Genomic DNA, 20,783 nt, shown 5'->3' with positions numbered 1-20,783 from the left:
TCCGGGGCTCGGCCGCGTCGACCACCGACCCCTTGGCCGGTCGCTGGTACACCGGAGGCCCGGACGCAGCCAGCGCCTTCTTCACAGTGTTCTTCGAGCACCCCATCACCCGCGCGATCGCCTTGATCGGCATGCCTTCCGACCGGTGCAACCGGCGAATCTCAGCCCAGTCCTCCACGTTCAACACCCGCTTCCTCCCGTCCTCGTCGACGAGGACAGGATCTCGGCAAGGGTCAACTTTCACCTGCCGTCACGGGGTCAGTTTTCACGTGCCGTCGACAACAGCTCCCTAACCTCACCTGACGCGGCAGTAGCGTGCGGACCACGCTCAGTGCGGCAGTTGCGGATGTCAGAGCGGTGAGGCAGTTCGTCCTGGACGCGGCGTGTAGCCCTCTGCTGCCAGCCATGCTCGAGCGCGGCCGCGGACGCGGTCTTCGCTGAATGCGTACCAGGCATCGGCGGCCTCCGGGTGGTGTGCAATCGCGTCCTTGAAACGGCGGAACGCACCTTTCCCGCTGATGGCCATAGACAACAGCTCGGCCAGGTGTTCATCCTCGACAGTCTCGGTAAAGACTTCCATGTCGCGGTAGCCGGACCGCGAGCCAACCGGGTCGACCCACAGCCACCTCGTACCGGCTGCTTCGTCTTCGACTTCTTCCTCTTCTTCGTCGCTCTCATCGGCGCGGAAGTCCTCGTACACCGTTTGGGGCCAGACCTGCCCCGTGGCCAGGTCGACTCGCCCGCCTCCGTGGGTGGGGTCGCCCTCGCGCACGCTGGCGAGCTCCTCCAGATCGACACGGACCGGCCTCAGGAGTGGCTGGGGGCCATCACCGAGCCGCGCCGCAAGTGCGTCGGCCAGGTCGACGTCGCCGTCCCATCCCCGCGCCTGCAGTCGTGCGACGCAGGCTCGAGCCAGGTCATGGGCGCTGGCGGATCCAGAGGTGACCGCGACCAGGAGAGCGTCACCGATGAGCTGCAGCATCTGCTCCGGCCAGACTCGCTCCTCAAGAAGGCGCATCACCTCAAGCGCGTCGGCGCGGTACGTGGCTCCGCGTAAGGCAGCACGGAACTCCTTCAGCGACATGCCGCCATTGTGGCCCTGACGCCAGTGGAAGCGGTGCAGGCAGGATGGGAGCCATGGTCATCGTGCGCGCTACCCGCAAGCTCCTGCAGCGATTAGGCCCGGTTAGCGCCGTCGAGGAGCAGGAATCGACGAGCCTGCTCGGCGACTGGTACGCCACGCTCCTGCCCTGGCGGCCGCGTCAGGTCGCGCTCCTGGTCAGCCAGACGACCCTGCTCCCGGTGCTGATGCCGTTGGCTCCCGCCGCGACCCTGCTCGACAGGTTCCCCGAGCACCTGGCCGCGGTCCTGCGGGCGCACCAAGTCCCAGAGACCGTCGTGCGGCAGGAGGCCGCAGAGACGGCCGACTACACCCTGGCCACCACTGCCAGCCGCAGCCTGACCGGGTCGATGAACGAGTTCGCCTACCTAGCTCAGGCCCACCGCGTCGCGGACCGCGATTCCGATCTGCTTGCACTTTCCTTGAAACTGGCCACGGTCCCGTGCGGCCCTCTGTACCGACGCCACGTCAGCCCCGACCGGGAACTGACAGCCCTGCTGCAGAACGTCACCTGAGCCCGGTAAGCACGGCCGACCAGCGGCAGTAGCGTGCGGACCACGCTCAGCGCGGCAGAGTCGTGCGTTGGGGCGGTCGGATCAGAGTTGTCGGAGGCGATCGGCAAGGGGCTCGAGCTGGTTGTTGACAATGTCGAGAATCAACTCGGGGTCTATGCGGAAGTACTCGTGCACGACGACGTTGCGCAGACCTGCGATCGCTGCCCATGGGACCTCCGGTGCGCGGTCGCGTGTCTCGCTGGGCAGTGCCCGAACTGCCTCGCCGATCAGAGCGAGATTACGCAGCACAGCGTCGTAGGCCATCGCTTGAAGATCGTCGGAGTCGAGGTGCTGCGTGTAGTTTCGACAACGCTCGACGGCGTGCAAGATGTCGGTGAATCGCTCTTGCTCGGATCGACTCACACGGGCACCGCGTCTGTCAGGGCGGTGGATGAGACCTCGTCGCGCAACAAGGCGGCGGTGACCACGTCGACCCGTCGGCCCAGGATTTCGCTGAGATCCTCCCCGATGCCGGCCACGCGCAGCAGCGGATTCCCCCCGTTCGGCAGGAGGTCCACGAGAAGGTCGAGGTCACTGTCCGCGGTGGCGTCACCACGGGCCACGGATCCAAACAGTCTGGGATTCGTGGCACCGTAGCGCTGGAGGATCTCGTCCAGGTCGTCACGGTGTGCTGCAAGAGCCGCGCGAAGGGCGGCGCTGTCGGACGTGACGGTACTCATGTGTCAAGGGTAGAGGGCCGCGGCGGCACCCGCACAGAGCACGCGGCCAGCGGCAGTAGCGTGCGGACCACGCTCAGCGCGGCAGTAGCGTGCGGACCACGCTCAGCGCGGCATGACCGGATGCTTGTTCAGCTAGCGGCTTCGTCGAGATCGGCCTTGGTGAGCACTGACATCGTTGATACACCCATTTCCTGAAGCGTATTCACGCCGGCCTCTGACCGGTCGATGGCGCAGACCACGCTGTGAACGGTGGCGTCAAGCCCCCTTAGGGCGGTGGCCGCGTTCTTGACCGCGCCACCGGTGGTGATGATGTCCTCCACGAGCGTCACGGTCTTGCCGGCGAAGTCTCGTCCCTCCGCCAGACGTCGTGTGCCGTAGGTTTTGGACTCCTTGCGGACAAAGATCACCGGGAGCCCGGTCAGGGAGCTGACCATCGTGGCGATCGGGACACCGCCCAGTTCCAGTCCTCCGAGTACTTCTGTGTCATGGGGCAGAAGCGGGACCATGTGGTCGGCTACCCGGCGGAGCAGCGACGGGTCGGACTCGAACCGATACTTGTCGAAGTACTCCCCGGTCCGGATGCCGCTACGCAGAACGAAGTCCCCCCTGATACGGCAGGTCGCGTCGATAACAGAGGCAAGGCGAGCGATGTCGTTGGGCACGTCGCCATGGTCCCACCGATGCCGGGCTGCAGCCCGGCGCGGCCCTCCCGAAGGCGGCAAAGTCGAACGAGCGTAGCCGTCCTCCGCGCGGCACTTGCGGAAGCTTGCGCCCGCGTCACTCGCGGCGAATTGACGCAGCGCGTTGGTGGTGACCAAATCAACGACGGTCCCGGCTGACGCGCAGGTACATGGGTCGCTCAACTGCGAGGGCCACTGCTCCGTGCTCGTCTCCGAGGAGGTGGGGTTGAGCATCCTTGTCTTCCCATGGGCTGTTGGCGCTAGGCATGCGACGGCACCCTGGGTGCGGCAAAGACTGTCTTCGATACAGGGGAGAGGGTCTCAGAGTTGGCGGGCAGGCGTCACCGTCCACCTACAAAATGACGGAAATGTCGCAACGGGCGAAACAGGCTCGGCAGAATTCATCATGCTCTCGCGAGAGCAGCCGCCTACGACTGCGAATAGGCTTGGCTGACGCGGCAACCACGGGCCTGTCTGGTCCCTTCAACTGCAAGTGCGCCGCTACCGGTTTCGCAGCCCAAGTCAAGGTAACGTCGGGTCATGGCGCGACCTCCCCGCTGGCAGAGCACACTGGACGCCAGCGTCGAGGAGGCATGCCTCGCCGTCAGGCTCTACAACGATCCGGCGGAAGCGCGCTCATTCGAGGGCTTTGTCATTCACATGCACCTTGCCTGGCTCTATCTGCTGCACGCCGAGTTTATCCGCGACGGCATCGACTACCGGTACTGGCATCCGCAGTACAAGCGCCGGCTGCTGAGGATCGACGGAGAGCCGAAACGTTGGGAGCTGGAACGTTCGGTCCGAGAGCGTTGGAACAGCGACGCCGATCCGGTCCGTGCGAATTTAACCCTGTTCATCCGTCTCAGAAATCGTTTAGAGCACCGGCATGCCCACGCCGACGCCGCTCTCATGATCGTGCTGTCTGGTCATGCTCACGCGCTCCTGCTCAACTACGAGCAGGAACTTACGAGCCAGTTCGGGGACAATCACTCGTTAGCTCTCCGGCTACGCATCCCGCTCTTCGTCGGCACGTTCAGCCCGCAAGGCGAGCAGGCGCTGAGGCGGCTCCGGAAATCTCTTCCGAACGACCTGCATGGTTTCGTGACTGACTACGAGTCTGGTCTGGCTGACGACGTGGTGACCGACGCTCGGTACGAATTCAGGCTGAGGGCCACCGTCGAGTTGGCACCCAAGGACCCCGACGCTGTGGCTGTTCAGTTCACCCGCTACGACGACATGACCGAGGCCGAACGCGCCGCCGTGGAGGAGATGGGCCGTAAGGGCCAGGTCATCGTCAGGGACCGCAAACAGCCGGTCTCAGGATTCGGCAGGCTGATGCCCAAGCCCGCCGCCACCGAGGTCGAGGCAGGCATTCCGTTCGTCTTCAACCAGCACCACTTCACATCGGCCTGGAAACGGCTGAAGATTCGCCCATCGCGAGGTGACTCGAACCCGCACCGCACCAACTCGGACTTCTGCGAATACGACGAGCCCACCAAGTCCTACCGGTACACGAAGGCGTACGTTCAGCACCTGATCAAGAAATGCGCCACCGAGGATGGCTTCAAAGAGATCACGGGCATCTCCCCACGCCGCAAGACGCCACTCCCGGTGTCCGACGCAACGACCGTCGCGACGGCCTGACTACTCTTCGACTGCGTTCGAAGCGAAATGTGTTTGGGCCCGCGATGCCGTCTGGCGCAGTTCTGGATGATCCTTAATGATCTCCCGTTGCCTCTCTGCTGGCACCCCGAGTGCCTGGAGCAGATTCATGACCACGACCGCTGTCGTCACCTTCACGACCGCGATGACCTCATCAATCGTCTGGCGCCGGGTGTATCCCTCGTGAGTTAGGTCGTTCCGGGCCTGCGTCGTGACCGTCGCCCAGCGGTCTACATCGGGGACCAGCTTCTGCATCGTTGCACGGTCCGGCAACGCGGCAAGATCCCGTAGCCGCTCCTTGAGCGTCACGTCGTTGCGTAGTTTCTCTCGGAGCCACTTGCGGTGCCCTTCGGGCGTGTGCTCCAGCAAGACCGCACGCATCGCTGAGAACTCGTCGGCAGGGACGGGAGGTTCGGCCTGTCCCAAGGCGCGATGCAGGACCTCGGCCGCTCCGGCGGCGGTCAGGAGTCGTCCCTCGATGAAACGCGCGGGGGCATAGCTAAGCCCCAGGATCAAGTTTGAGGCAGGAAGGCACCGTTCGCGTACCTCGTACCATCGAGGCCAAACCTCCTCGAACGGGATGTGCCGGCAGGTGAAGAGTGCGCGATGAGACTCGACCGCCTTTGCAGATGGCTTGGCGGGCACGGTGTGGTGCGCGTAGAGGTCGATCTCCCGATCTCGGATCGGGTAGCCCTCCGGGTAGGCACGTTCTTCGGGGAGCATCCTGAGTCGCATCCAGAGCAGTCCGCACGGCCTGTGCAGGGCGAGCGACAGCAGGTCCTGGACCATCTTCGCGTGCTCTCTTGCTGTCGCCAGAGACCAGGGTTCGGCTGGCTGAAAGCGTACGAACCGGGTCTCTCGCATCCGGCCCAGGGTGCCCCCTCTCATGTGCTCGAAGTAGGGAAGCGTGTGCTCGTGTGCCAGGGACGTGACAGTGCCTGCCACCGTCACAGACTGGTCGTCCATCGGCTTGACGAAGATGCTGCCCCTTCCGTCAGGACGCACCTCCTCTCGCACTTCCTCCACGCCCAGCGTGCTGCTGAACACCGACGAGTGGGACCACATGGTCAGGTCCTCCGCCGCGACGTGGCACTCGGTGAACACTTCTCGGTCAGCGTTGTCCAGGTGCACGCCGACGAGGACCGTTAGGACGTGGATCGTCTGCTCTTCCGGTGGCCCGAAGTTCCGGGCCATGGTGTGGGTGGGCACGCAGTCCAGGAGCGTCATGTGCCGGTTCTCGGCTAGCCCATGCAGGATGGGCCAACGGCGGCTTTCCTCGCCCCCGATGAAGACTCCGGGCCGAACCTCGGACATGATCTCGGCGTTGAACCCGCCGATGAGATCGAGCGACAGGCCCTCGTCGGGACGATAGGTGAGAACCCCTGGCATTGACCTTTCCTGCTCGCCAGGTGGCCACCAGTACCCCCGCCATGTCCGAGGCTCGCTCAGCTCTGGCTTGTTCATGCGAGGCTCCTTCTTGCGGTGCTCAGTGTGAGCGACTCTGGCGACAATTATGCCGCGCGGCCGGTGAGCGCCCTCAAGACTGGAGCCCCTTCGCAGGTCGACTGAGGGGTCGGTGGCGCCCGCCCGTCCGGTCCTCTCGTCGCAACGCCCGACTCTGGGCATGAGGAACGGCTCGCTCATCGGCAGTTGCGCACGCTCACGACCGGCGCCGAACCCCCACGATGCGACCGCCCGCGTCACCCGCGCCCGGTCCCACTTCCACGACCACGTCAGCGGTGCATACCGCCACGGGGTCGTGCTCGGCCACCACGACGGTATGCCCGGCGTCCGCGAGGGCGTGCAGCTGCGCCAGCAGCCGGTGCACGTCGGCGGGGTGCAGGCCCGTGGTGGGCTCGTCGAAGAGGTAGAGCGTGGCGCTGCGTCGCTGCTTCTGGAGCTCGGTGGCGAGCTTGATCCGCTGGGCCTCACCGCCGGAGAGCTCGGTCGCCGACTGCCCGAGCTGCAGATAGCCCAGCCCCAGCGCGTCGAGCGCACCCAGGGCACGCGCCGCCGCAGGCACCTCCACCAGGGCCTCCCGTGCCGCCCGCACGCTCATCCGCAGCAGGTCGGCGACGGTGTGTCCCTGCCACCTGACCTCCAGCGTCTCCGGGCCGAAGCGGTCGCCGTGGCAGGTGGGGCACGGCGCATACGTCCCGGGGAGGAAGAGCAGCTCGACCGCGACCGCACCCTCGCCCCCGCACGTCGGGCACTGCCCGGCGGCGGTGTTGAAGCTGAAGCGCGACGCCGTGAAGCCGCGCTCCCTCGCCTCGGGCGTCCCGGCGAACGCCTTGCGCACGGCGTCCCACAGGCCGGTGTAGGTCGCGAGCGTCGACCGGGGCGACCGGCCGATCGGCTTCTGCGTGATCCGCACGACCCGGGTGGGCGCGCGTGACGCCTGCCCCGTGGCCCGCACCGACCCCACTGCGCGCACCTCACCCTCCGGGCCGGTCGCACCCCCGTCGTCCGTGTCGTCGCCCGCCTCCTCGACGTCCTCCACCCGCGCGAGCTGTGCCCCGACGACGTCGTGGATCGCCTCGAGCAGGCTGGTCTTGCCCGAGCCGGACACGCCGCTCACCACGGTGACGACCCCGAGCGGCAGGTCGAGGTCGGCACCGCGGACGGTATGCCGCCCCAGCCCGCGCAGCTCCAGCGCCCCGGTTGGCTCCCGCGCGCCACGGTCGGCGGCCTCGCCGAGCACCTCACCGAGGTGCACCGTGTCGTGCAGGTAGGCCGCGGTGAGCGAGCCGGGCACGCCACCCAGCCCGTCGACCGGCCCCGACCACAGCACCTCGCCGCCGTCACGGCCGGCGCCCGGCCCGACGTCCACCACCCAGTCGCACTGCTGGACGACGGCCATGTCGTGCTCCACCACGACCACCGTGTTGCCCGCCGCCACCAGCGCCCGCAGCAGCCGCATCAGGTCGTCCACGTCCCGAGGGTGCAGCCCCGCCGACGGCTCGTCGAGGACGTAGACCACCCCGAAGAGCCCCGATCGCAGCGCCGTCGCGAGCCGCAGCCGCTGCAGCTCGCCCGACGACACCCCCGCCGCCGGCCGGTCGAGCGACAGGTGGCCCAGCCCCAGGTCCAGCAGCAGCTCGAGCCGCCCCAGCAGGTCCTCCACCAGCACCTGCTCGGCCCTCGCCTGCGCGTCGTCACCCCCGAGCGCCTCCCGCCGCCCGCGCAGCAGGGACACCAGGTCGCCCACCGGCAGCGCCGCCGCCTCGTCGATCGCCAGCCCCTGCCAGGTCACGGCGAGCGCGTCCGTGCGCAGCCGCCTCCCATCGCACACCGGGCACGGCCTCGTCTCCACGAAGCGCAGCATCCGCCGCCGCGACGTCGCGCTCTTCGTCTCCGCCAGGGTGCGCCGCACATACCTCGCCGCCGAGGAGAAGGTGCCCTGGTAGGGCCGGTTGATCCGCTCCGCGTCGCGGGTCGGGACCACCGTGACGACCGGCTGCTCGTCGGTGAAGAGGATCCAATCCCGCGTCGTCGCGGGCAGGTCCCGCCACGGGGCGTCGATGTCGTGGCCGAGGGTCGCGACGATGTCGCGGTAGTTCTTGCCCAGCCAGGCGCCCGGCCACGCGGCGACCGCGCCCTCGGCGATGGACAGCGAGTCGTCCGGCACCATCGAGGCCTCGGTCGGCTCGTGCTCCACCCCCAGCCCGCCGCAGCGCGGGCACGCACCCTCCGCCGTGTTCGCCGAGAAGTGGTCGGAGTCGAGGCGCTCCGCGCCCGGGGGGTATGCCCCGCACCGGCTCAGCAGCATCCGCAGCGTCGCGCCCGTGGTGGTCACCGTGCCGACCGTGGACCGCGCGCCGCCCGCACGACGCATCTGGCCCTGCTCCAGCGCGACCGTGGGTGGCAGCCCGTGCACGTCGCGGACCTGCGGGTCGATCGCCCCGTGCAGGAGCCGCCGGGCATACGGCGCGACCGAGTCGAGGTAGCGCCGCTGCGACTCCCCGTGGACGGTGCCGAAGGCCAGGCTCGACTTCCCCGACCCGCTCACCCCGGTCACCGCCACCAGCGCGTCCCGGGGGAAGGAGACGTCGACGTCACGCAGGTTGTGCAGCCGGGCGCCGACGACCTCGATCCGACCGGTCCCGGTCACCCGCGCCCCCGCGGCCTCATCCGCTCCTCCGGGTCGGTGCCTGCTCGGTGTCCGGGCGGGCGCGCTGCACGATCTGCTCGGCGACCCGCTCCCAGTGGTCCAGCACCTCGGCATACTCCGGCAGCGCCACCGGTCGCAGCCGCTCGATGATGAAGAGCACCTGCCGCGGCACCTGCAGCGACCCCTCGGCGTAGTGCAGCAGCTCCTCCAGGGACAGGTCGATGAGCTCGGGTATGCGCTGCGGCTGGTGCACGAGGCGCGGCACCCCGTTGCGGGCGACCACGCTCGGCAGGTCGCGGCGGGTGACCAGCAGGCGTAGCACGCGGTGCAGCTCGTTGGCGACCTGGGAGGCGGTGGTGGGGTCGTTGATGCCCGGGCTCAGCGCGCGCTCGGCGATGTCGACGAGCTTGCGCACGCCCAGCGCCGGGTCCTGGTTGAAGGCGCGGTCCTGCTCGACGACGACGCTGCGGCGCAGCACGTCGAGGGCGTAGCGGCTCACCAGCTCGCTCGCGGACTCCTCCTGGCCGCCGGCCAGCACGACCCGGCGCTCCGGGAGCGAGAGCCCCCACACCCGGATCGCGGGAGCGCCCTCGGTGACATAGCGACCCACCGGGGTGCGCACCTCGACGGTGGCGTCGTGCTCGACCGCCCAGTCGACGAGGCGGCGATAGGCGACCTCCACGACATACCCGTGCTCCACCGACTCCAGCTGGAGCATCGGCTCCGCGTCCGCGGGCTCCCACGGCAGGTCCGGGCGCAGCGCCGCCGGCTCGTCCGCGGCGGGGAAGTAGCGGTCGATGACGGACATCGTGCGGTCGCCCAGGTGGGAGACGATCGAGGAGACCTGGATCGAGGTGGTGATGTGCTGGATGAAGGCGAGGAACGTCCCGACGCTGGCCAGCACCAGCAGGAAGCCGAGGGTGACCGACAGCTGCGGCACGAAGGACTCCTCGCCGGAGGCCCCGCGCACCGACCGCAAGACGGTCAGGGCATACGTGAAGGTGGCGGCGAAGATGCCCAGAGTCGACTGGGTGATGCGGCTGGAGAGGAAGTCGCTGAGCACCCGGGGGCTGAACTGGCTGCTCGCCAGCTGCACGACGACCATGGTGATCGAGAAGACCAGGCCGGTGACCGAGATCATCGCCCCGGCGATCGTGCTGAGCATCCCGCGGGCACCGTCGGCGCCGCCCTGGAAGACGAACGGCAGGTGCTCGTCGAAGGTCTTCTCCCACTCCGGCAGCAGCGCCCCCACCACCGTCGCCACCGCCACGAAGAGCAGCGGCAGCACCCAGAACGGCCGCCAGATCCGGCTCCACCGGGTGGAGCGCCGGACCTGGGGCAGCACGCCCACGTCGTCGCTCTCGACGTGCTCGCGCTCGGGCGGGGGTGCGGACGGGCTCATGGTGCCGCCCAGCCTCTCAGGCCCGGCCCCCGTCATCGACGGGACCCGGCGTGTCGACCCTGCCTGGTGAGCCGGGATCGCGCGGCGCGTCGGCGCCCGGGAGACCGGACGAGGCGAGCCGCGCGAGCAGGGCGAGTTGGGCGCGGCGCTCCCGGGCGAAGGTGCCCCGGGGCGAGCGGTGCCAGGAGGAGGTGACGAGCCGCTTCGCCCGGGCCACGGCCTGCGGGTCGTGCTCCAGCATGGGGGCGAGGAGGTCGCGGGCGAGGGTGGCCGGGTCGGGGCCGACGCGGGTGGCTAGGCCGAGGGCGTGCGCCTCCTCGCCGGAGACCGAGCGGGCGCTCAGGGTCAGCTCCTTGGCGACGTCCACGCCCACCAGCTCGGCGAGGGAGCGGACACCGCCCATGTCCGGCACCAGCCCCCAACGGACCTCGCGCACCGACCAGGAGGCGTCGGGGGTGGTGGTGCGCAGGTCGGCGCCGAGCGCGAGCTGTATGCCCGCACCCAGGCAGTGGCCGTGCACGGCGGCGACCACGGGCACCGGCAGTCGGCGCCAGGCCCAGCACGCCTCCTGGAAGGTGTTGGTGCCGCGCCAGGGGTGGGGGAGGAAGCGGGTGCCGATGCCGCTCGGGTCGCGCAGCGCCGCACGCAGGTCGAGGCCGGCGCAGAAGGCCTCGCCGTCCCCGCTCAGCACGACGCCGCGCACGGTGTCGTCGCCGCGCAGCGCCCGGGCGGTGCGGACGAGGTCGTCCAGCATGGCCAGGGTGAGGGCGTTCAGCTTCTCCGGGCGGGCGAGGCGGACCGTGGCGACGCCGTCCCGACCCCGGTCGACCCGGACGTGCTCGCCGCGCTGCTTCCGCATACCGCGCAGCATCTCAGACCTCCCGACGCGGGTCGGCCCGGCGCCGCCGCGAGGATGCCGCTCGAGCACGAGCCCTCACCCCACATGAGCAAGGAAGTCTGCGGTCCTGCAGGGATGTTTCCCTGCAGGACCGCAGACTTCCTTGCTCATCTCCGCCTCAGCGGCGGCAGGGCGGGGTATGCCGTCAGGACTCCAGCGCGGCGTCCAGGGTGATCTCGACGCCGGTCAGCGCCTTGCTCACCGGGCAACCCTCCTTGGCGGCCTGGGCAGCGGTCGCGAAGCCGTCGGCGTCCAGCCCGTCGACCTCGCCACGGACCTTCAGCGTGATGCCGGTCAGCTTGAAGCCGCCGGCCGGGTCCTCACCGAGGGAGACGTCGGCGGAGACGTCGAGCGCCTGCGGGGTGCCGCCGGCCCGGGCGATCTCGCCGGAGAGGGCCATCGCGTAGCACGCGGAGTGGGCGGCGGCGATGAGCTCCTCCGGGGAGGTGGCGCCACCGGCCTCCTCGGCCGAGCGCTTGGGGAAGGACACGTCGTAGGTGCCGGCCTGGGAGCTGGCGAGCTCGACCTTGCCGTTGCCGTCCTGCAGGGAGCCGGTCCAGGCGGTGCGTGCGGAGCGCGTGGGCACGATGGGGTCCTTTCGTCGATGAACTGCGGTCGTGGGCGTCAACCACCCCGCGCCCCGAGGCATTCCAGCCCCCCCCGCCCCGGACCTGACACGATGGGCGCATGGTGAGCGTGACGATGGTGACGATCGACTGCGAGGACCCGCAGGAGCTGGCGCAGTTCTGGACCCAGGCCCTGGACACCCGGGTGGCGGTCGACTGGGGAGACTTCCTGATCCTCGAGGGGGAGCCGGCGATCGGGCTGCAGCGGGTGGAGAACGTCACGCCGGGCAAGAACCGGATCCACCTCGACCTGTCCGGTGGCGACCGCGCCCCGGAGGTCGCGCGGCTCGTGGAGCTCGGGGCCGACGTGGTCCGGACCCACGACGTGGACGACTTCGGCTGGACGGTGATGGTGGACCCGGCGGGCAACGAGTTCTGCGTGAGTGACCCGCACGGGACGGGCGCGGAGGCGGGGGACGACCAGGGGGAGGCCGCGGGGTCGGAGGAGGACACCGAGGCGCGGGACCGCCACGCCGACGAGGTGGCCGACCAGACGCCGGAGGAGCGCGCCGCCGGCGACGCCGCCGCCGCGCAGGCCGCGAGCGACGACGCCGCCGCGGACGAGCGATGACCGACCATCCGGACGACGCCGGTGCCGCCGGCGAGCCGATTCCGCTGGTCCTGCTGCACGGTGTCGGGCAGGCGCCGATGGCCTGGGAGGACGTCGTCGTCTCGCTCTACGGCAGCCGGCGTCTGCTCACGCCGTGGGTGCCGGGGCTGCGGCCCACCGAGAAGCAGGTGCTCCCGCTGGCCGACTCCGCGGCGGCCCTGGACCAGCAGCTGATGCTCGAGGGTATGCAGGGGGTCGACCTCTGCGGTCTGTCCTACGGCGCGATGGTGGCGACCCGGCTCGCGGCGGACTTCCCGGAGCGGGTGCGGCGGCTGGTGCTCATCGCCGGGCAGGTCCGCCCGCCACGGATGCTCATGCGTGCCCAGGGCGCCGCGCTCAAGCTCGTGCCGGCATCCCGGCTGGCCGATGCCGGGGTCTCCAAGGACCGGTTGCTCCAGGCGCTGGACATGGCGCGCTCGGCCGACCTCACCGCTGCGCTCGGCCAGGTCCAGGCGCCCACCCTGGTCCTCGTCGGGGCCAAGGACAAGGCCAACCAGCCGGGCGCGCGGACCCTGGCCGCGGGCATACCCGACGCGCGGCTGCGGATCGTGGACGGCGCCGGCCACGCGCTCAACGAGGACTCCCCACAGGCCCTGGTGGAGCTGCTGCACGACTTCCTCGACTGACTCACCCCTCGACCGGCCGCACGCTGTGCGTCGACTGGCCGCACGCTTTGCGTCGACTGGCCGCGCACTGTGCGTCGACCGGCCGCGCGCTGTGCGTCGACCGGCCGCGCGCTGTGCGTCGACCGGCCGCACACTGTGCGTCGACTCGACAAACCGTGCGGTCGGTCCGTCCAAACCGTGCGGTCGGTGCGCGCAAACCGTGCGGTCGGTCGGTCAGGGGAGGCCGAGGAAGTCGCGGATCGCGGGGATCTCGCGGCGCGCCTGCGCGAGCCCCGCCTCGTGGCTGGCGCGCAGCTTGGCGATGTCGCGCTCGCCGTTGCCGACCGGCATCCGCTCCGGCACGAAGAGGTAGGCCTGCCCCGACTCCTGCAGCGCCCACAGCTCCTCGCGCGCCGCGTTGTAGCGCGCTGATCTCGCGGCCAGCGCGTCCACCACCGCGGGGAAGCGGCGGAAGTGGCGCCGCAGATACCCCAGCCCCCGCTGCGGCGCCTTGCGGTAGCCGCGCTCCTGGGTCAGCACGACGAGGAACCTGTCGAAGCCGTCCCGCCTCGCGGCGTCGACCGGTATGCCCGCCGACGGCCCGAGCGCGCCGTCGACGTAGACCCGCCCGTCGATGGTGACCGGCGGCATGACGACCGGCATCGTCGACGACGCGCGGACGCGGACCATGAGATCGCGCAGCGTCGCGAGGTCCTCCCTGCCCCAGTAGACCGGCTCGCCCGCCGCGGCGTCGAAGGCCCCGATCCGCACCTGCGCGGGGCTCGCCACGAAGGTGTCCCAGTCGAAGGGGAGCGCCTGGTCCGGCAGCGAGGTCTCCTCGTAGATGTACTGCGCGTTGAACCACCCCTGCCCGCGCGCGAACGACCGCCAGTTGCCGAAGCGGGGGTCGGAGGCGAAGTCGGTGAACGAGTGCCTCGCACGCCAGGGGTCGAGGGAGACGTAGTTGCAGGTGTTGCTCGCACCGGCCGAGATCCCGCCGACCCAGGGCAGGTGGATGCCGGCCTCGAGCAGGGCGACCACCATGCCGGAGGTGTATGACGCCCGCATCCCGCCGCCCTCGAAGACCAGGGCGGTGTCACGCACCAGACTCCGCGGCTGCTGCTCCACGGGGACCACGGTACGAGACCCTCCGGGCGGGATCAGCGCAGCCCCAGGGTCCTGACCTGCCGGGCCACCAGCGCGGCGTAGAGCTCGTCGGCCGGGTCGGCGGTCCCGACGAAGTGACCGCCCAGCTCCAGGGTGATCGCCCCGAGCAGAGCGGCGAGCTCGGCGAGCACCGCAGCCCCGCCGGCAGGGTCGACGTCGAAGACCTCGCGCAGCTCGGACATCTGCGCGGCCACCTTCTCGAAGCCCGCCACCGGCTCGCGCGCTCCCGCCTCCAGGAACGGCCGGGCCACCGCGGCCGCAAGCGGGACCGTGTCGGGCGGGGCGGCATACCCCGGGACGGGGGTGCCGTAGATCAGCTGGAACTCGTGCGGGTGCTCCCGCGCCCAGGCGCGCAGCGCGAGGGCGGTCGCCGTCCAGCGGCGCGCGGGTGAGCGGTGCCGGGGCACCGCGTCGAGCGTGTCCCCGAGGCGCCGGTAGCTCTCCGCGATGAGGGCGGTGAGCAGCGCGTCGCGGGTGGGGAAGTAGCGGAACAGCGCGGAGGAGACCAGGCCGACCTCCCGCGCCACCGCCCGCGTCGAGAGGGCCGATGCGCCGCTCTCGGCGATCTGGACTCGCGCGGCCTCGAGGATCCGTGCGGTCGTGCGCTCCCGTGCCTCGGCTCTGCTCACCACCGCTCCAGTGTGCCACATCAGAGAGCACTGCTCTTGACCAGAACGAGAGCAGTGCTCTACATTGATGTGACAAACAGAGAGCGCTGCTCTCATCTTCTGGAGGAGACCTCATGACCATCGACACCCGGCACCTCGCCGGTCCCGCCGTCGGCAGCGGCCTCGGCATGGCGGCCTACCTCCTGCTCCGCCCCTACGGCGACGCGGGAGGCAGCACCACGGCCGAGGCGGCTGCCGCGTTCGCCTCGGTGTGGTGGGTGGTCGCGCACCTGTGCGGCGTGCTGGCCCTGGCGTCCTTCGCCCGGCTGGCGCTGCGCCTCGCCGACCTCGTGCCCGGCGTCGCAGCCCGCATCAGCCGCTGGGCCTCGCTCGTCGGCCTCGTGCTCGTCCTGCCCTACTACGGCGCCGAGACCTTCGCCTTGCACGTCCTCGGACGCGTGGCCGTCGCCGGTGACGAGGCCACGCTGGGCCTGGTCGACCCGGTCCGGGACCAGCCCGCGGCGATGGCAGTCTTCGCCGTCGGCCTGCTGCTCCTGGCACTCGGCGGGCTCAGCTTCGGCCTGGCCTGGCAGCGGCACACCCCCTCCGGACCGGCCTGGCTCGGGTGGCCGGTCGGCGTGCTCGTCGCACTGGTGCTGCCGCAGTTCTTCCTGCCGCCGGTGGGGCGGATGACCTTCGGCGTCCTGTATGCCCTCGCCGCCCTCTCCCTGGCCGTCGCCGCCTGGCTCGGTCGCCGCAGGCGCGATGCGGGTGGCTCAGCAGCGGCAGCCGGCTCCCGTGCAGCCGCACCCGTGGCCGGCTGAGGGCGCGCAGCACCCCTTGCCCTGCCAGGCCAGCACGCCCTCGCGCAGCGCGATGCCGGCGATGACCAGCCCGGCCAGCGGGTCCGCCCAGGACCAGCCGAGCGTGGCGTTGAGCAGCAGCCCGACGAGCAGCACGGCGGACAGGTAGGTGCACAGCAGCGTCTGCGTGCCGTCCGCGACCACGGCGTTGGAGCCGAGAGCCCGGCCGGTCCGCCGCTGCGCCCAGGACAGGACCGGCATGATGACGAGGGAGGCGACGGCGAGCCCGATCCCCACCAGCGAGGGCTCCGCCTCACGGCCGCCGACGAGCGCACGGACCGACTCCACCGAGACGAGGGCGGCGAGCGCGAAGAAGGCGACGGACATCATCCGCAGCGCCTGGCGCTCGCGCTGCTCGGGCAGCCGGTGGCTGAACTGCCAGAGCACGATCAGCCCGCTGCTGACCTCGACCACCGAGTCGAGGCCGAAGCCGACGAGCGCGACGGACCCGGCGACCAGACCGGCGGCGATCGCGACGACCGCCTCGAGCACGTTGTAGACCACCGAGGCCAGGGCCAGCAGGCGCGCCCGCCGCTGCAGGGTCCGGCGGCGGCCCGCCGCGCCGGGCGTCAGCAGGTCGACCGACGTCATCGCCGCACCCCCGGCCCGCTCGCCGGGCACAGCACGACGGCGTCCCCGGTGGCGGAGAGCAGCTCCTCGGTGGCCGCGAGGAGCGCGGTGACCAAGGTGGGATCGGCCACGCTGAGCATCGTCGACCGGCCCACGCTCCGGGCGGACACCAGCCCGCAGCCGCGCAGGCAGGCGAGGTGCCCGGACACCGTGGACTGGGCCAGGTCGAGGTGCTCGGTCAGCTCCCGCACGTTGTGCTCGCCGAGCAGCAGGTGCCGCAGGATCGCCACCCGCGAGGGGTCGCTCAGCCCGTGGAAGAGCGCCGCGGCACGGACCGCCGCGTCGCGCTCCGCGCCACGCACACACGGCCCCGGCTCCACCGCGCGGCCCGAGGCCGGCGCCGCGCTCATCGCACCGACCCCGCACGCTCACCGGCTCCCGGCCGGTCGACCCCCACGCCCGGCACGAAGCGACCCACCGAGGCGAGGTAGTCGGCATACCCCTGCCCGTGCGTACGCCGCAGATAGGGCTCCTCGACGACCCGCACCTGGAGCTGGACCGCGACGACGAAGAGGACCAGCCCGAGCAGCGAGCTGAGGGTGGGGACCATGAGGAACAGCCCGCCGACGGTGAGCACCATCATCGTGAAGATCGGGTTGCGGGCCAGGCCGAACGGCCCGGAGGTCACGAGGTCCGTGCGCTCGGAGTCGTCGACGCCGACCCGCCAGCTCGCGCCCATCGCCAGCTGCGTCCACACGGTCCCGGCGATCCCCGCGAGCGTCAGCGCGGTGCCGAGCGCAGCGACCCACGGCCGCTCCAGCGTGACGACCGGCGTCCAGCCCGCGATCGCGTCGACCGGGCCGAGGGCCACGAGCAGCGTGGCGAGCCCGAAGCTCAGTCCGGCCCACCACTCCGCCGACAGGGCGCGGCCGCTGAACCCCCGCAGCCCGTGGTCACCGGTGCGCCGCCACTGCACCCAGCTGCGCCAGCCGAAGCCGATCCCGGCATACAGCACGAACAACCCCAGCGCGAGCCACCCCATGGCCGCATCCTTTCATCGGAGATGACCGATGATAGCGGCTCTGCGCGATCAGTGGAAGACGTCGACTCAGCGACGCGCCGCCAGCTCCGCCCGGGAGGACAGCACGCAGAACTGGTTGCCCTCGGGGTCGGCGAGCGTCACCCACCCGGTGCCGGGGCCGTACTTCCCCCGCCGGTCGGCCACCTCTGTCGCGCCGTGCCCCAGCAGCCACGCGACCTCGTCGGCCTGGTCGCGCTCGCGCGGCCGGACGTCGAGGTGGATCCGCTTGGCCGGCAGCGGGTCGTCCTCGACCTCGATGAAGAGCAGGGTATGCCCGGTCTCGGGGTCCTGGATCGGGCACTCCTCGTGCCCCGGCTCGTTGGGGTCGTCCGGGTCGGTGATGTAGTCGAGCGCCACCCGCCACCACTCGCTCAGGGCATACGCGTCGTGGCAGTCGATCGTGGTGTGCGAGACGAAGACGCTCATGGCCGTGACGCTACCTGCATGGCCGCTGGCCAGCTGGCCGATGCAGCCGGCCGGACCACCGCCGCCCGGGCCACCGCCACCGCCCGGCCACCGCCACCGCCCGGGAGTGACCACGGGATAGCACAACCCTCATCGGCAAACTTCCCGATGAAGCCTGTGCTATCCCGACGTTGGTCCGTGCGTGATCCCGACGTGGGTCCGTGCGTGACGCCGGCGGTGGGTACCGTGCGAGGCATGAAGGACTACTTCGCCGGTGACGACCGGACCAACCGGGAGCGCATGCTCGCGGGCGAGCTCTACATCGCCGACGACCCGGAGAGCGCGCAGGTCGCGCAGCGGGCGCTGCGGCTGCAGGCGGAGTATGCCCGGCGGACGGCGGAAGATCCCGACAACGCCCGTCCGGTGCTCGAGGAGCTGCTGGGCGAGCTGGGGGAGGGCGCCTACCTCAAGCCGCCGGTCTACTGCGACTACGGGGTCCACACGCGGGTGGGTCCGCGCACCTTCGCCAACTACGGCCTGGTGCTCCTCGACGTCGCGCCCATCACCATCGGCGCGGACTGCCAGATCGGCCCCAACGTCCAGCTGCTCACCCCGACGCACCCGGTGGACCCGGAGCCGCGCCGCGACAAGCTGGAGGCGGCGGAGCCGATCACCCTCGGCGACAACGTCTGGCTGGGCGGGGGTGTCATCGTCTGCCCCGGTGTGACCATCGGCGACAACACGGTCGTCGGCGCCGGCGCCGTGGTCACGAAGGACCTTCCCGCCGACGTGGTGGCGGTGGGCAACCCTGCACGGGTCGTCAAGAGGCTCTGAGCCCGGTCCCTGCACCTCCGGATGGTGGCGCGCCTGTCAGGAACCGCCGTCCAGGACGGGGGTGGATCAGGGGACGAGCTCGGGGACGCGGTGGCGCTCCTCGGCGTCGTCCTCGGACGGTATGCCTGGCGCTGCGTGCTCCGGTGCGGGCACGAGCGCGGCGGGCGCCGGGACAGGCTGAGGCTGCGGGGCCGCCTCGGGCTGGGGCGTCGGCACTGGCTGCGTCGGCCGGGCCGTGGCGGTCTCCCGCTCGCGCAGGATGCGCTCCCAGGTGATCCGGGTGCGGCGGCGGACCAGCCACTGGTCGACGTCGATGATGGCCCGCAGCACCACGGCACCGACGAGCATCCCGCCGATGAGGTCGGAGGGCCAGTGGTAGCCCAGGTAGTAGGCGACGCCGATCGAGTTGACCGAGATGAGCGCCATCGCCCAGCCGAGCCGCTTGACGACCCGGGAGTCCTGGTCGGCGTAGACGGCGATGAGATAGGCCGCCGCGCCGTAGATGAGGATGGCCTCCGAGGCGTGGCCGGAGGGGTAGGTCATGCCGTACCAGCCGTGTTCCTCGGCCCCGCCGTTGAAGAAGCGTGCCGAGACGTCGTCGGCCTTCGGGGACGTGCGCGCGAGGAGCAGCTTGAGGCCGCCCACCACGCCGTAGAACCCCGCCTCTGTCGCTCCTGCGATGAGGATGGGCCGCCAGGTGCGGTGCTTCCAGGCCAGGGTGAAGGCCACGAGCAGCAGGACCGGCAGGCAGACGGCCTGACCGGACACGGCGTTGGGCACCTGGTCCAGGAAGTCGGTCCACCGCGGGGTCAGCTCGTCGGACCAGAATCCGTGCAGGGAGCGGTCGAACTCGCGCAGCGGGCCGGCGACCAGCAGCGTCACCAGGACCAGCGCGCCGGTCAGCGCCGGAAGACTGGTGAGACGACGAAACGAGACCATTGTTATCCCCACGGTAGAGAGCATCCCTGTGAATTCCCTGACGCACTCCCCCGGGCGTCAGGTGATGCTCAGTATACGCAACATCCCTGGTCACCGCATGCTGGAAAGCCGCGCAGTCACCTCTATCGTCGAGAATCATGAGGCGGCTGCGGGCAGTGATCTTCGACCTGGACGACACGCTCGTCGACCAGCGGTCGGCGGCGCACGCGGCAGTGATCCCGTGGGCGGTCGAGCAGGGGGTCGTCGGGGACGCGGGGGGACTGGCCGCACGCTGGGATGCCGTGGCCGACCACCACTACCCGCGCTACCAGCTGCGGCAGATCAGCTTTCAAGGACAGCGTCGGGCCCGCGTCCGCGAGTTCCTCGGCCGTGACCTCTCCGACGCCGAGGCTGACGTCGCCTTCGAGGGCTACCTGGCGCGGTACGAAGCGGGTTGGGCGACCTTTCCCGAGGTCGGCGAGACCCTCGCCCGGGTCCGTGCCTGTGGTCTGCGGGTGGGCATACTCACCAACGGGGACGCGACCCAGCAGCGTCGCAAGCTCGACCGCGTCGGCCTCTCACCCAGCGTGGAGGCGATGGTGGCCTCCTCCGAGCTGCCAGTGGGCAAGCCGGACGCCCGGGCCTTCCACGCGGCGGCCCATCGGCTCGACGTCGTGCAGGGGGAGGCGCTCATGGTGGGGGACTCGGTGGACACCGACGTGCGCGGGGCGCTCGCCGCCGGTATGCACGCCGTGCTCGTGGACCGCAGCGGCCAGCACGCGGGCGTCGACGTGCCGCGCATCCGGTCGCTCGCCGATCTGGACCTCGCTGCCTGCGAGCAGTAGTCACCGCAGCGCGGCGGGCCAGCGGTGGGCGCGCCAGGCGGCCCAGCTCGCGAACCCCTCGGGTGGGCTGTCAACGGCCTCGGTGCCGTCGAGCTCCCCGGGGGTGGGCACGCTGAACTCACGGGCCCAGCCGCGCAGCTCCTCGTCGGACATCGGCCACGTGGTCTCCGGCTCGCGGGCCTGGCGGGCGTCGAGCCGGCGTCGCTGCTCGTCCGGGGCGAGCTCGAGGTAGTGGATCTGCGCGGCGGCGCCGAGGTCCGCGGCCGCCTGCCGGAGGGCGGACCGCTCGTCCCTGCCCCACAGCCCGAAGTCGAGGACGACGCTCACCCCCAGCTCGAGGGCGCGCAGCCCGATCTCGACGAGTCGGCCTTCGACGACGTCGGAGGCCGCCTCTGGGTTCGCCGGCCCGTAGAGCGCCTTGATCCACTCGTCCTTGGTGAGGCGCAGGGCCTGCTGCTGCGTCTCGATGCGGCGGGCCTCGGTCGTCTTCCCGGTGCCGGGCAGGCCCACCATGAGGTAGAGGACGGGACTCGTCGTGGGCATG

The 20,783-nt window shown here is 70.8% G+C and carries 25 protein-coding genes; 7 read left to right on the top strand and 18 right to left on the bottom strand.

All coding sequences use genetic code 11. The features are described from left to right. Together FXF60_RS10380 and FXF60_RS10375 are read right to left on the bottom strand one after the other, a co-directional pair. The coding region (locus tag FXF60_RS10380) for a helix-turn-helix domain-containing protein (RefSeq protein ID WP_151525898.1) at positions 1-187 on the bottom strand (187 nt) is incomplete at its 3' end. 162 nt (positions 188-349) lie between these two features. After that, entirely contained in the window at positions 350-1,084 is a 735-nt protein-coding gene (locus FXF60_RS10375) for a UPF0158 family protein (RefSeq protein WP_151525897.1), read from the bottom strand. 53 nt (positions 1,085-1,137) lie between these two features. Between FXF60_RS10375 and FXF60_RS10370 the strand changes: the two genes are divergently transcribed. Next, positions 1,138-1,635 (top strand): DUF6933 domain-containing protein, encoded by a 498-nt coding sequence (locus FXF60_RS10370; RefSeq protein ID WP_151525896.1) that lies wholly within the window; start codon positions 1,138-1,140, stop codon positions 1,633-1,635. An 81-nt stretch (positions 1,636-1,716) separates the two neighbouring features. On the opposite strand, the gene FXF60_RS10365 is transcribed toward FXF60_RS10370, so the two are convergent. From FXF60_RS10365 to pyrE, 3 genes are all read right to left on the bottom strand, one after another. Then, positions 1,717-2,037, bottom strand: a complete 321-nt coding sequence (locus FXF60_RS10365) for a HepT-like ribonuclease domain-containing protein (RefSeq protein ID WP_192796691.1) — start codon at positions 2,035-2,037, stop codon at positions 1,717-1,719. Continuing rightward, positions 2,034-2,354, bottom strand: a complete 321-nt coding sequence (locus FXF60_RS10360) for a nucleotidyltransferase family protein (protein WP_151525894.1) — start codon at positions 2,352-2,354, stop codon at positions 2,034-2,036. The genes FXF60_RS10365 and FXF60_RS10360 overlap by 4 nt, the downstream gene beginning before the upstream one ends. A 128-nt stretch (positions 2,355-2,482) precedes the next feature. Next, positions 2,483-3,016 carry an orotate phosphoribosyltransferase gene (pyrE, locus tag FXF60_RS10355; RefSeq protein ID WP_238335807.1) on the bottom strand — a complete coding sequence of 178 codons (534 nt, stop codon included), beginning with the start codon at positions 3,014-3,016 and terminating at the stop codon, positions 2,483-2,485. Between the two features lie 558 nt (positions 3,017-3,574). On the opposite strand from pyrE, the gene FXF60_RS10350 reads away from it, so the two are divergent. Continuing rightward, complete coding sequence (locus FXF60_RS10350) at positions 3,575-4,678, top strand: DUF3644 domain-containing protein (protein WP_151525892.1); 1,104 nt, start codon at positions 3,575-3,577, stop codon at positions 4,676-4,678. Here FXF60_RS10350 and FXF60_RS10345 read toward each other — a convergent pair whose 3' ends face one another. From FXF60_RS10345 to FXF60_RS10325, 5 genes are all read right to left on the bottom strand, one after another. Beyond that, positions 4,679-6,160, bottom strand: a complete 1,482-nt coding sequence (locus tag FXF60_RS10345; RefSeq protein WP_151525891.1) for an ApeA N-terminal domain 1-containing protein — start codon at positions 6,158-6,160, stop codon at positions 4,679-4,681. A 196-nt stretch (positions 6,161-6,356) separates the two neighbouring features. Beyond that, entirely contained in the window at positions 6,357-8,807 is a 2,451-nt protein-coding gene (locus FXF60_RS10340) for an AAA family ATPase (protein ID WP_238335806.1), read from the bottom strand. A gap of 16 nt (positions 8,808-8,823) precedes the next feature. Continuing rightward, entirely contained in the window at positions 8,824-10,209 is a 1,386-nt protein-coding gene (locus FXF60_RS10335; RefSeq protein WP_192796690.1) for a DUF2254 domain-containing protein, read from the bottom strand. A gap of 16 nt (positions 10,210-10,225) precedes the next feature. Beyond that, positions 10,226-11,068, bottom strand: a complete 843-nt coding sequence (locus FXF60_RS10330; protein ID WP_151525888.1) for a crotonase/enoyl-CoA hydratase family protein — start codon at positions 11,066-11,068, stop codon at positions 10,226-10,228. Between the two features lie 184 nt (positions 11,069-11,252). Next, the gene (locus FXF60_RS10325) at positions 11,253-11,693 is read right to left on the bottom strand and encodes an OsmC family peroxiredoxin (RefSeq protein WP_151525887.1); all 441 of its coding nucleotides are present in this window, start codon (positions 11,691-11,693) and stop codon (positions 11,253-11,255) included. Between the two features lie 101 nt (positions 11,694-11,794). On the opposite strand from FXF60_RS10325, the gene FXF60_RS16535 reads away from it, so the two are divergent. Together FXF60_RS16535 and FXF60_RS10315 are read left to right on the top strand one after the other, a co-directional pair. After that, positions 11,795-12,304 (top strand): VOC family protein, encoded by a 510-nt coding sequence (locus FXF60_RS16535; RefSeq protein WP_202879609.1) that lies wholly within the window; start codon positions 11,795-11,797, stop codon positions 12,302-12,304. After that, the gene (locus FXF60_RS10315) at positions 12,301-12,969 is read left to right on the top strand and encodes an alpha/beta fold hydrolase (protein ID WP_151525886.1); all 669 of its coding nucleotides are present in this window, start codon (positions 12,301-12,303) and stop codon (positions 12,967-12,969) included. The genes FXF60_RS16535 and FXF60_RS10315 overlap by 4 nt, the downstream gene beginning before the upstream one ends. 213 nt (positions 12,970-13,182) lie before the next feature. Here FXF60_RS10315 and FXF60_RS10310 read toward each other — a convergent pair whose 3' ends face one another. Beyond that, positions 13,183-14,076, bottom strand: coding sequence for a patatin-like phospholipase family protein (locus FXF60_RS10310; protein ID WP_302849027.1), 894 nt, complete (start codon positions 14,074-14,076; stop codon positions 13,183-13,185). A 32-nt stretch (positions 14,077-14,108) separates the two neighbouring features. After that, on the bottom strand, positions 14,109-14,747 hold the full coding sequence (locus FXF60_RS10305) for a TetR/AcrR family transcriptional regulator (protein ID WP_192796689.1): 639 nt from the start codon (positions 14,745-14,747) through the stop codon (positions 14,109-14,111). A 110-nt stretch (positions 14,748-14,857) separates the two neighbouring features. On the opposite strand from FXF60_RS10305, the gene FXF60_RS10300 reads away from it, so the two are divergent. Further along, entirely contained in the window at positions 14,858-15,547 is a 690-nt protein-coding gene (locus FXF60_RS10300) for a hypothetical protein (RefSeq protein WP_151525884.1), read from the top strand. Here FXF60_RS10300 and FXF60_RS10295 read toward each other — a convergent pair. From FXF60_RS10295 to FXF60_RS10280, 4 genes are all read right to left on the bottom strand, one after another. Continuing rightward, entirely contained in the window at positions 15,500-16,177 is a 678-nt protein-coding gene (locus FXF60_RS10295) for a cation diffusion facilitator family transporter (RefSeq protein ID WP_151525883.1), read from the bottom strand. The genes FXF60_RS10300 and FXF60_RS10295 overlap by 48 nt on opposite strands. Then, positions 16,174-16,566, bottom strand: coding sequence for an ArsR/SmtB family transcription factor (locus FXF60_RS10290; protein ID WP_151525882.1), 393 nt, complete (start codon positions 16,564-16,566; stop codon positions 16,174-16,176). Before FXF60_RS10290 ends, FXF60_RS10295 begins: the two co-directional genes overlap by 4 nt. After that, positions 16,563-17,198, bottom strand: coding sequence for a methyltransferase family protein (locus FXF60_RS10285; RefSeq protein ID WP_151525881.1), 636 nt, complete (start codon positions 17,196-17,198; stop codon positions 16,563-16,565). Before FXF60_RS10285 ends, FXF60_RS10290 begins: the two co-directional genes overlap by 4 nt. A gap of 66 nt (positions 17,199-17,264) precedes the next feature. Then, positions 17,265-17,663 carry a VOC family protein gene (locus tag FXF60_RS10280; RefSeq protein WP_151525880.1) on the bottom strand — a complete coding sequence of 133 codons (399 nt, stop codon included), beginning with the start codon at positions 17,661-17,663 and terminating at the stop codon, positions 17,265-17,267. A gap of 234 nt (positions 17,664-17,897) precedes the next feature. Here FXF60_RS10280 and FXF60_RS10275 point away from each other — a divergent pair, with 234 nt between their 5' ends. After that, positions 17,898-18,476: a sugar O-acetyltransferase gene (locus tag FXF60_RS10275; RefSeq protein ID WP_151525879.1), complete on the top strand. Its 579-nt coding sequence runs from the start codon at positions 17,898-17,900 to the stop codon at positions 18,474-18,476. 66 nt (positions 18,477-18,542) lie between these two features. On the opposite strand, the gene FXF60_RS10270 is transcribed toward FXF60_RS10275, so the two are convergent. Further along, positions 18,543-19,415 carry a phosphatase PAP2 family protein gene (locus FXF60_RS10270; RefSeq protein WP_192796688.1) on the bottom strand — a complete coding sequence of 291 codons (873 nt, stop codon included), beginning with the start codon at positions 19,413-19,415 and terminating at the stop codon, positions 18,543-18,545. Between the two features lie 137 nt (positions 19,416-19,552). Between FXF60_RS10270 and FXF60_RS10265 the strand changes: the two genes are divergently transcribed. Further along, positions 19,553-20,239, top strand: a complete 687-nt coding sequence (locus tag FXF60_RS10265; protein WP_192796687.1) for an HAD family hydrolase — start codon at positions 19,553-19,555, stop codon at positions 20,237-20,239. Here the strand turns inward: FXF60_RS10265 and FXF60_RS10260 are convergent, their stop codons facing one another. Then, entirely contained in the window at positions 20,240-20,782 is a 543-nt protein-coding gene (locus FXF60_RS10260) for a P-loop nucleotide/nucleoside kinase family protein (protein WP_151525877.1), read from the bottom strand. Between the last annotated feature and the right edge of the window lies 1 nt (position 20,783).

This window comes from Serinicoccus kebangsaanensis, from assembly GCF_008919445.1.
Taxonomy (GTDB): Bacteria; Actinomycetota; Actinomycetes; order Actinomycetales; family Dermatophilaceae; genus Ornithinicoccus; species Ornithinicoccus kebangsaanensis.
This window is presented reverse-complemented; position numbering and strand designations above follow the sequence as displayed.

Coding starts and splice junctions, on each gene's coding strand:
- FXF60_RS10375 (WP_151525897.1), bottom strand. CDS start 1,084: ATGTCGCTGAAGGAGTTCCGTGCTGCCTTACGCGGAGCCACGTACCGC.
- FXF60_RS10370 (WP_151525896.1), top strand. CDS start 1,138: ATGGTCATCGTGCGCGCTACCCGCAAGCTCCTGCAGCGATTAGGCCCG.
- FXF60_RS10360 (WP_151525894.1), bottom strand. CDS start 2,354: ATGAGTACCGTCACGTCCGACAGCGCCGCCCTTCGCGCGGCTCTTGCA.
- FXF60_RS10350 (WP_151525892.1), top strand. CDS start 3,575: ATGGCGCGACCTCCCCGCTGGCAGAGCACACTGGACGCCAGCGTCGAG.
- FXF60_RS10345 (WP_151525891.1), bottom strand. CDS start 6,160: ATGAACAAGCCAGAGCTGAGCGAGCCTCGGACATGGCGGGGGTACTGG.
- FXF60_RS10335 (WP_192796690.1), bottom strand. CDS start 10,209: ATGAGCCCGTCCGCACCCCCGCCCGAGCGCGAGCACGTCGAGAGCGAC.
- FXF60_RS10330 (WP_151525888.1), bottom strand. CDS start 11,068: ATGCGGAAGCAGCGCGGCGAGCACGTCCGGGTCGACCGGGGTCGGGAC.
- FXF60_RS16535 (WP_202879609.1), top strand. CDS start 11,795: ATGGTGAGCGTGACGATGGTGACGATCGACTGCGAGGACCCGCAGGAG.
- FXF60_RS10315 (WP_151525886.1), top strand. CDS start 12,301: ATGACCGACCATCCGGACGACGCCGGTGCCGCCGGCGAGCCGATTCCG.
- FXF60_RS10300 (WP_151525884.1), top strand. CDS start 14,858: ATGACCATCGACACCCGGCACCTCGCCGGTCCCGCCGTCGGCAGCGGC.
- FXF60_RS10295 (WP_151525883.1), bottom strand. CDS start 16,177: ATGACGTCGGTCGACCTGCTGACGCCCGGCGCGGCGGGCCGCCGCCGG.
- FXF60_RS10290 (WP_151525882.1), bottom strand. CDS start 16,566: ATGAGCGCGGCGCCGGCCTCGGGCCGCGCGGTGGAGCCGGGGCCGTGT.
- FXF60_RS10285 (WP_151525881.1), bottom strand. CDS start 17,198: ATGGGGTGGCTCGCGCTGGGGTTGTTCGTGCTGTATGCCGGGATCGGC.
- FXF60_RS10280 (WP_151525880.1), bottom strand. CDS start 17,663: ATGAGCGTCTTCGTCTCGCACACCACGATCGACTGCCACGACGCGTAT.
- FXF60_RS10275 (WP_151525879.1), top strand. CDS start 17,898: ATGAAGGACTACTTCGCCGGTGACGACCGGACCAACCGGGAGCGCATG.
- FXF60_RS10270 (WP_192796688.1), bottom strand. CDS start 19,415: ATGGTCTCGTTTCGTCGTCTCACCAGTCTTCCGGCGCTGACCGGCGCG.
- FXF60_RS10265 (WP_192796687.1), top strand. CDS start 19,553: ATGAGGCGGCTGCGGGCAGTGATCTTCGACCTGGACGACACGCTCGTC.
- FXF60_RS10260 (WP_151525877.1), bottom strand. CDS start 20,782: ATGCCCACGACGAGTCCCGTCCTCTACCTCATGGTGGGCCTGCCCGGC.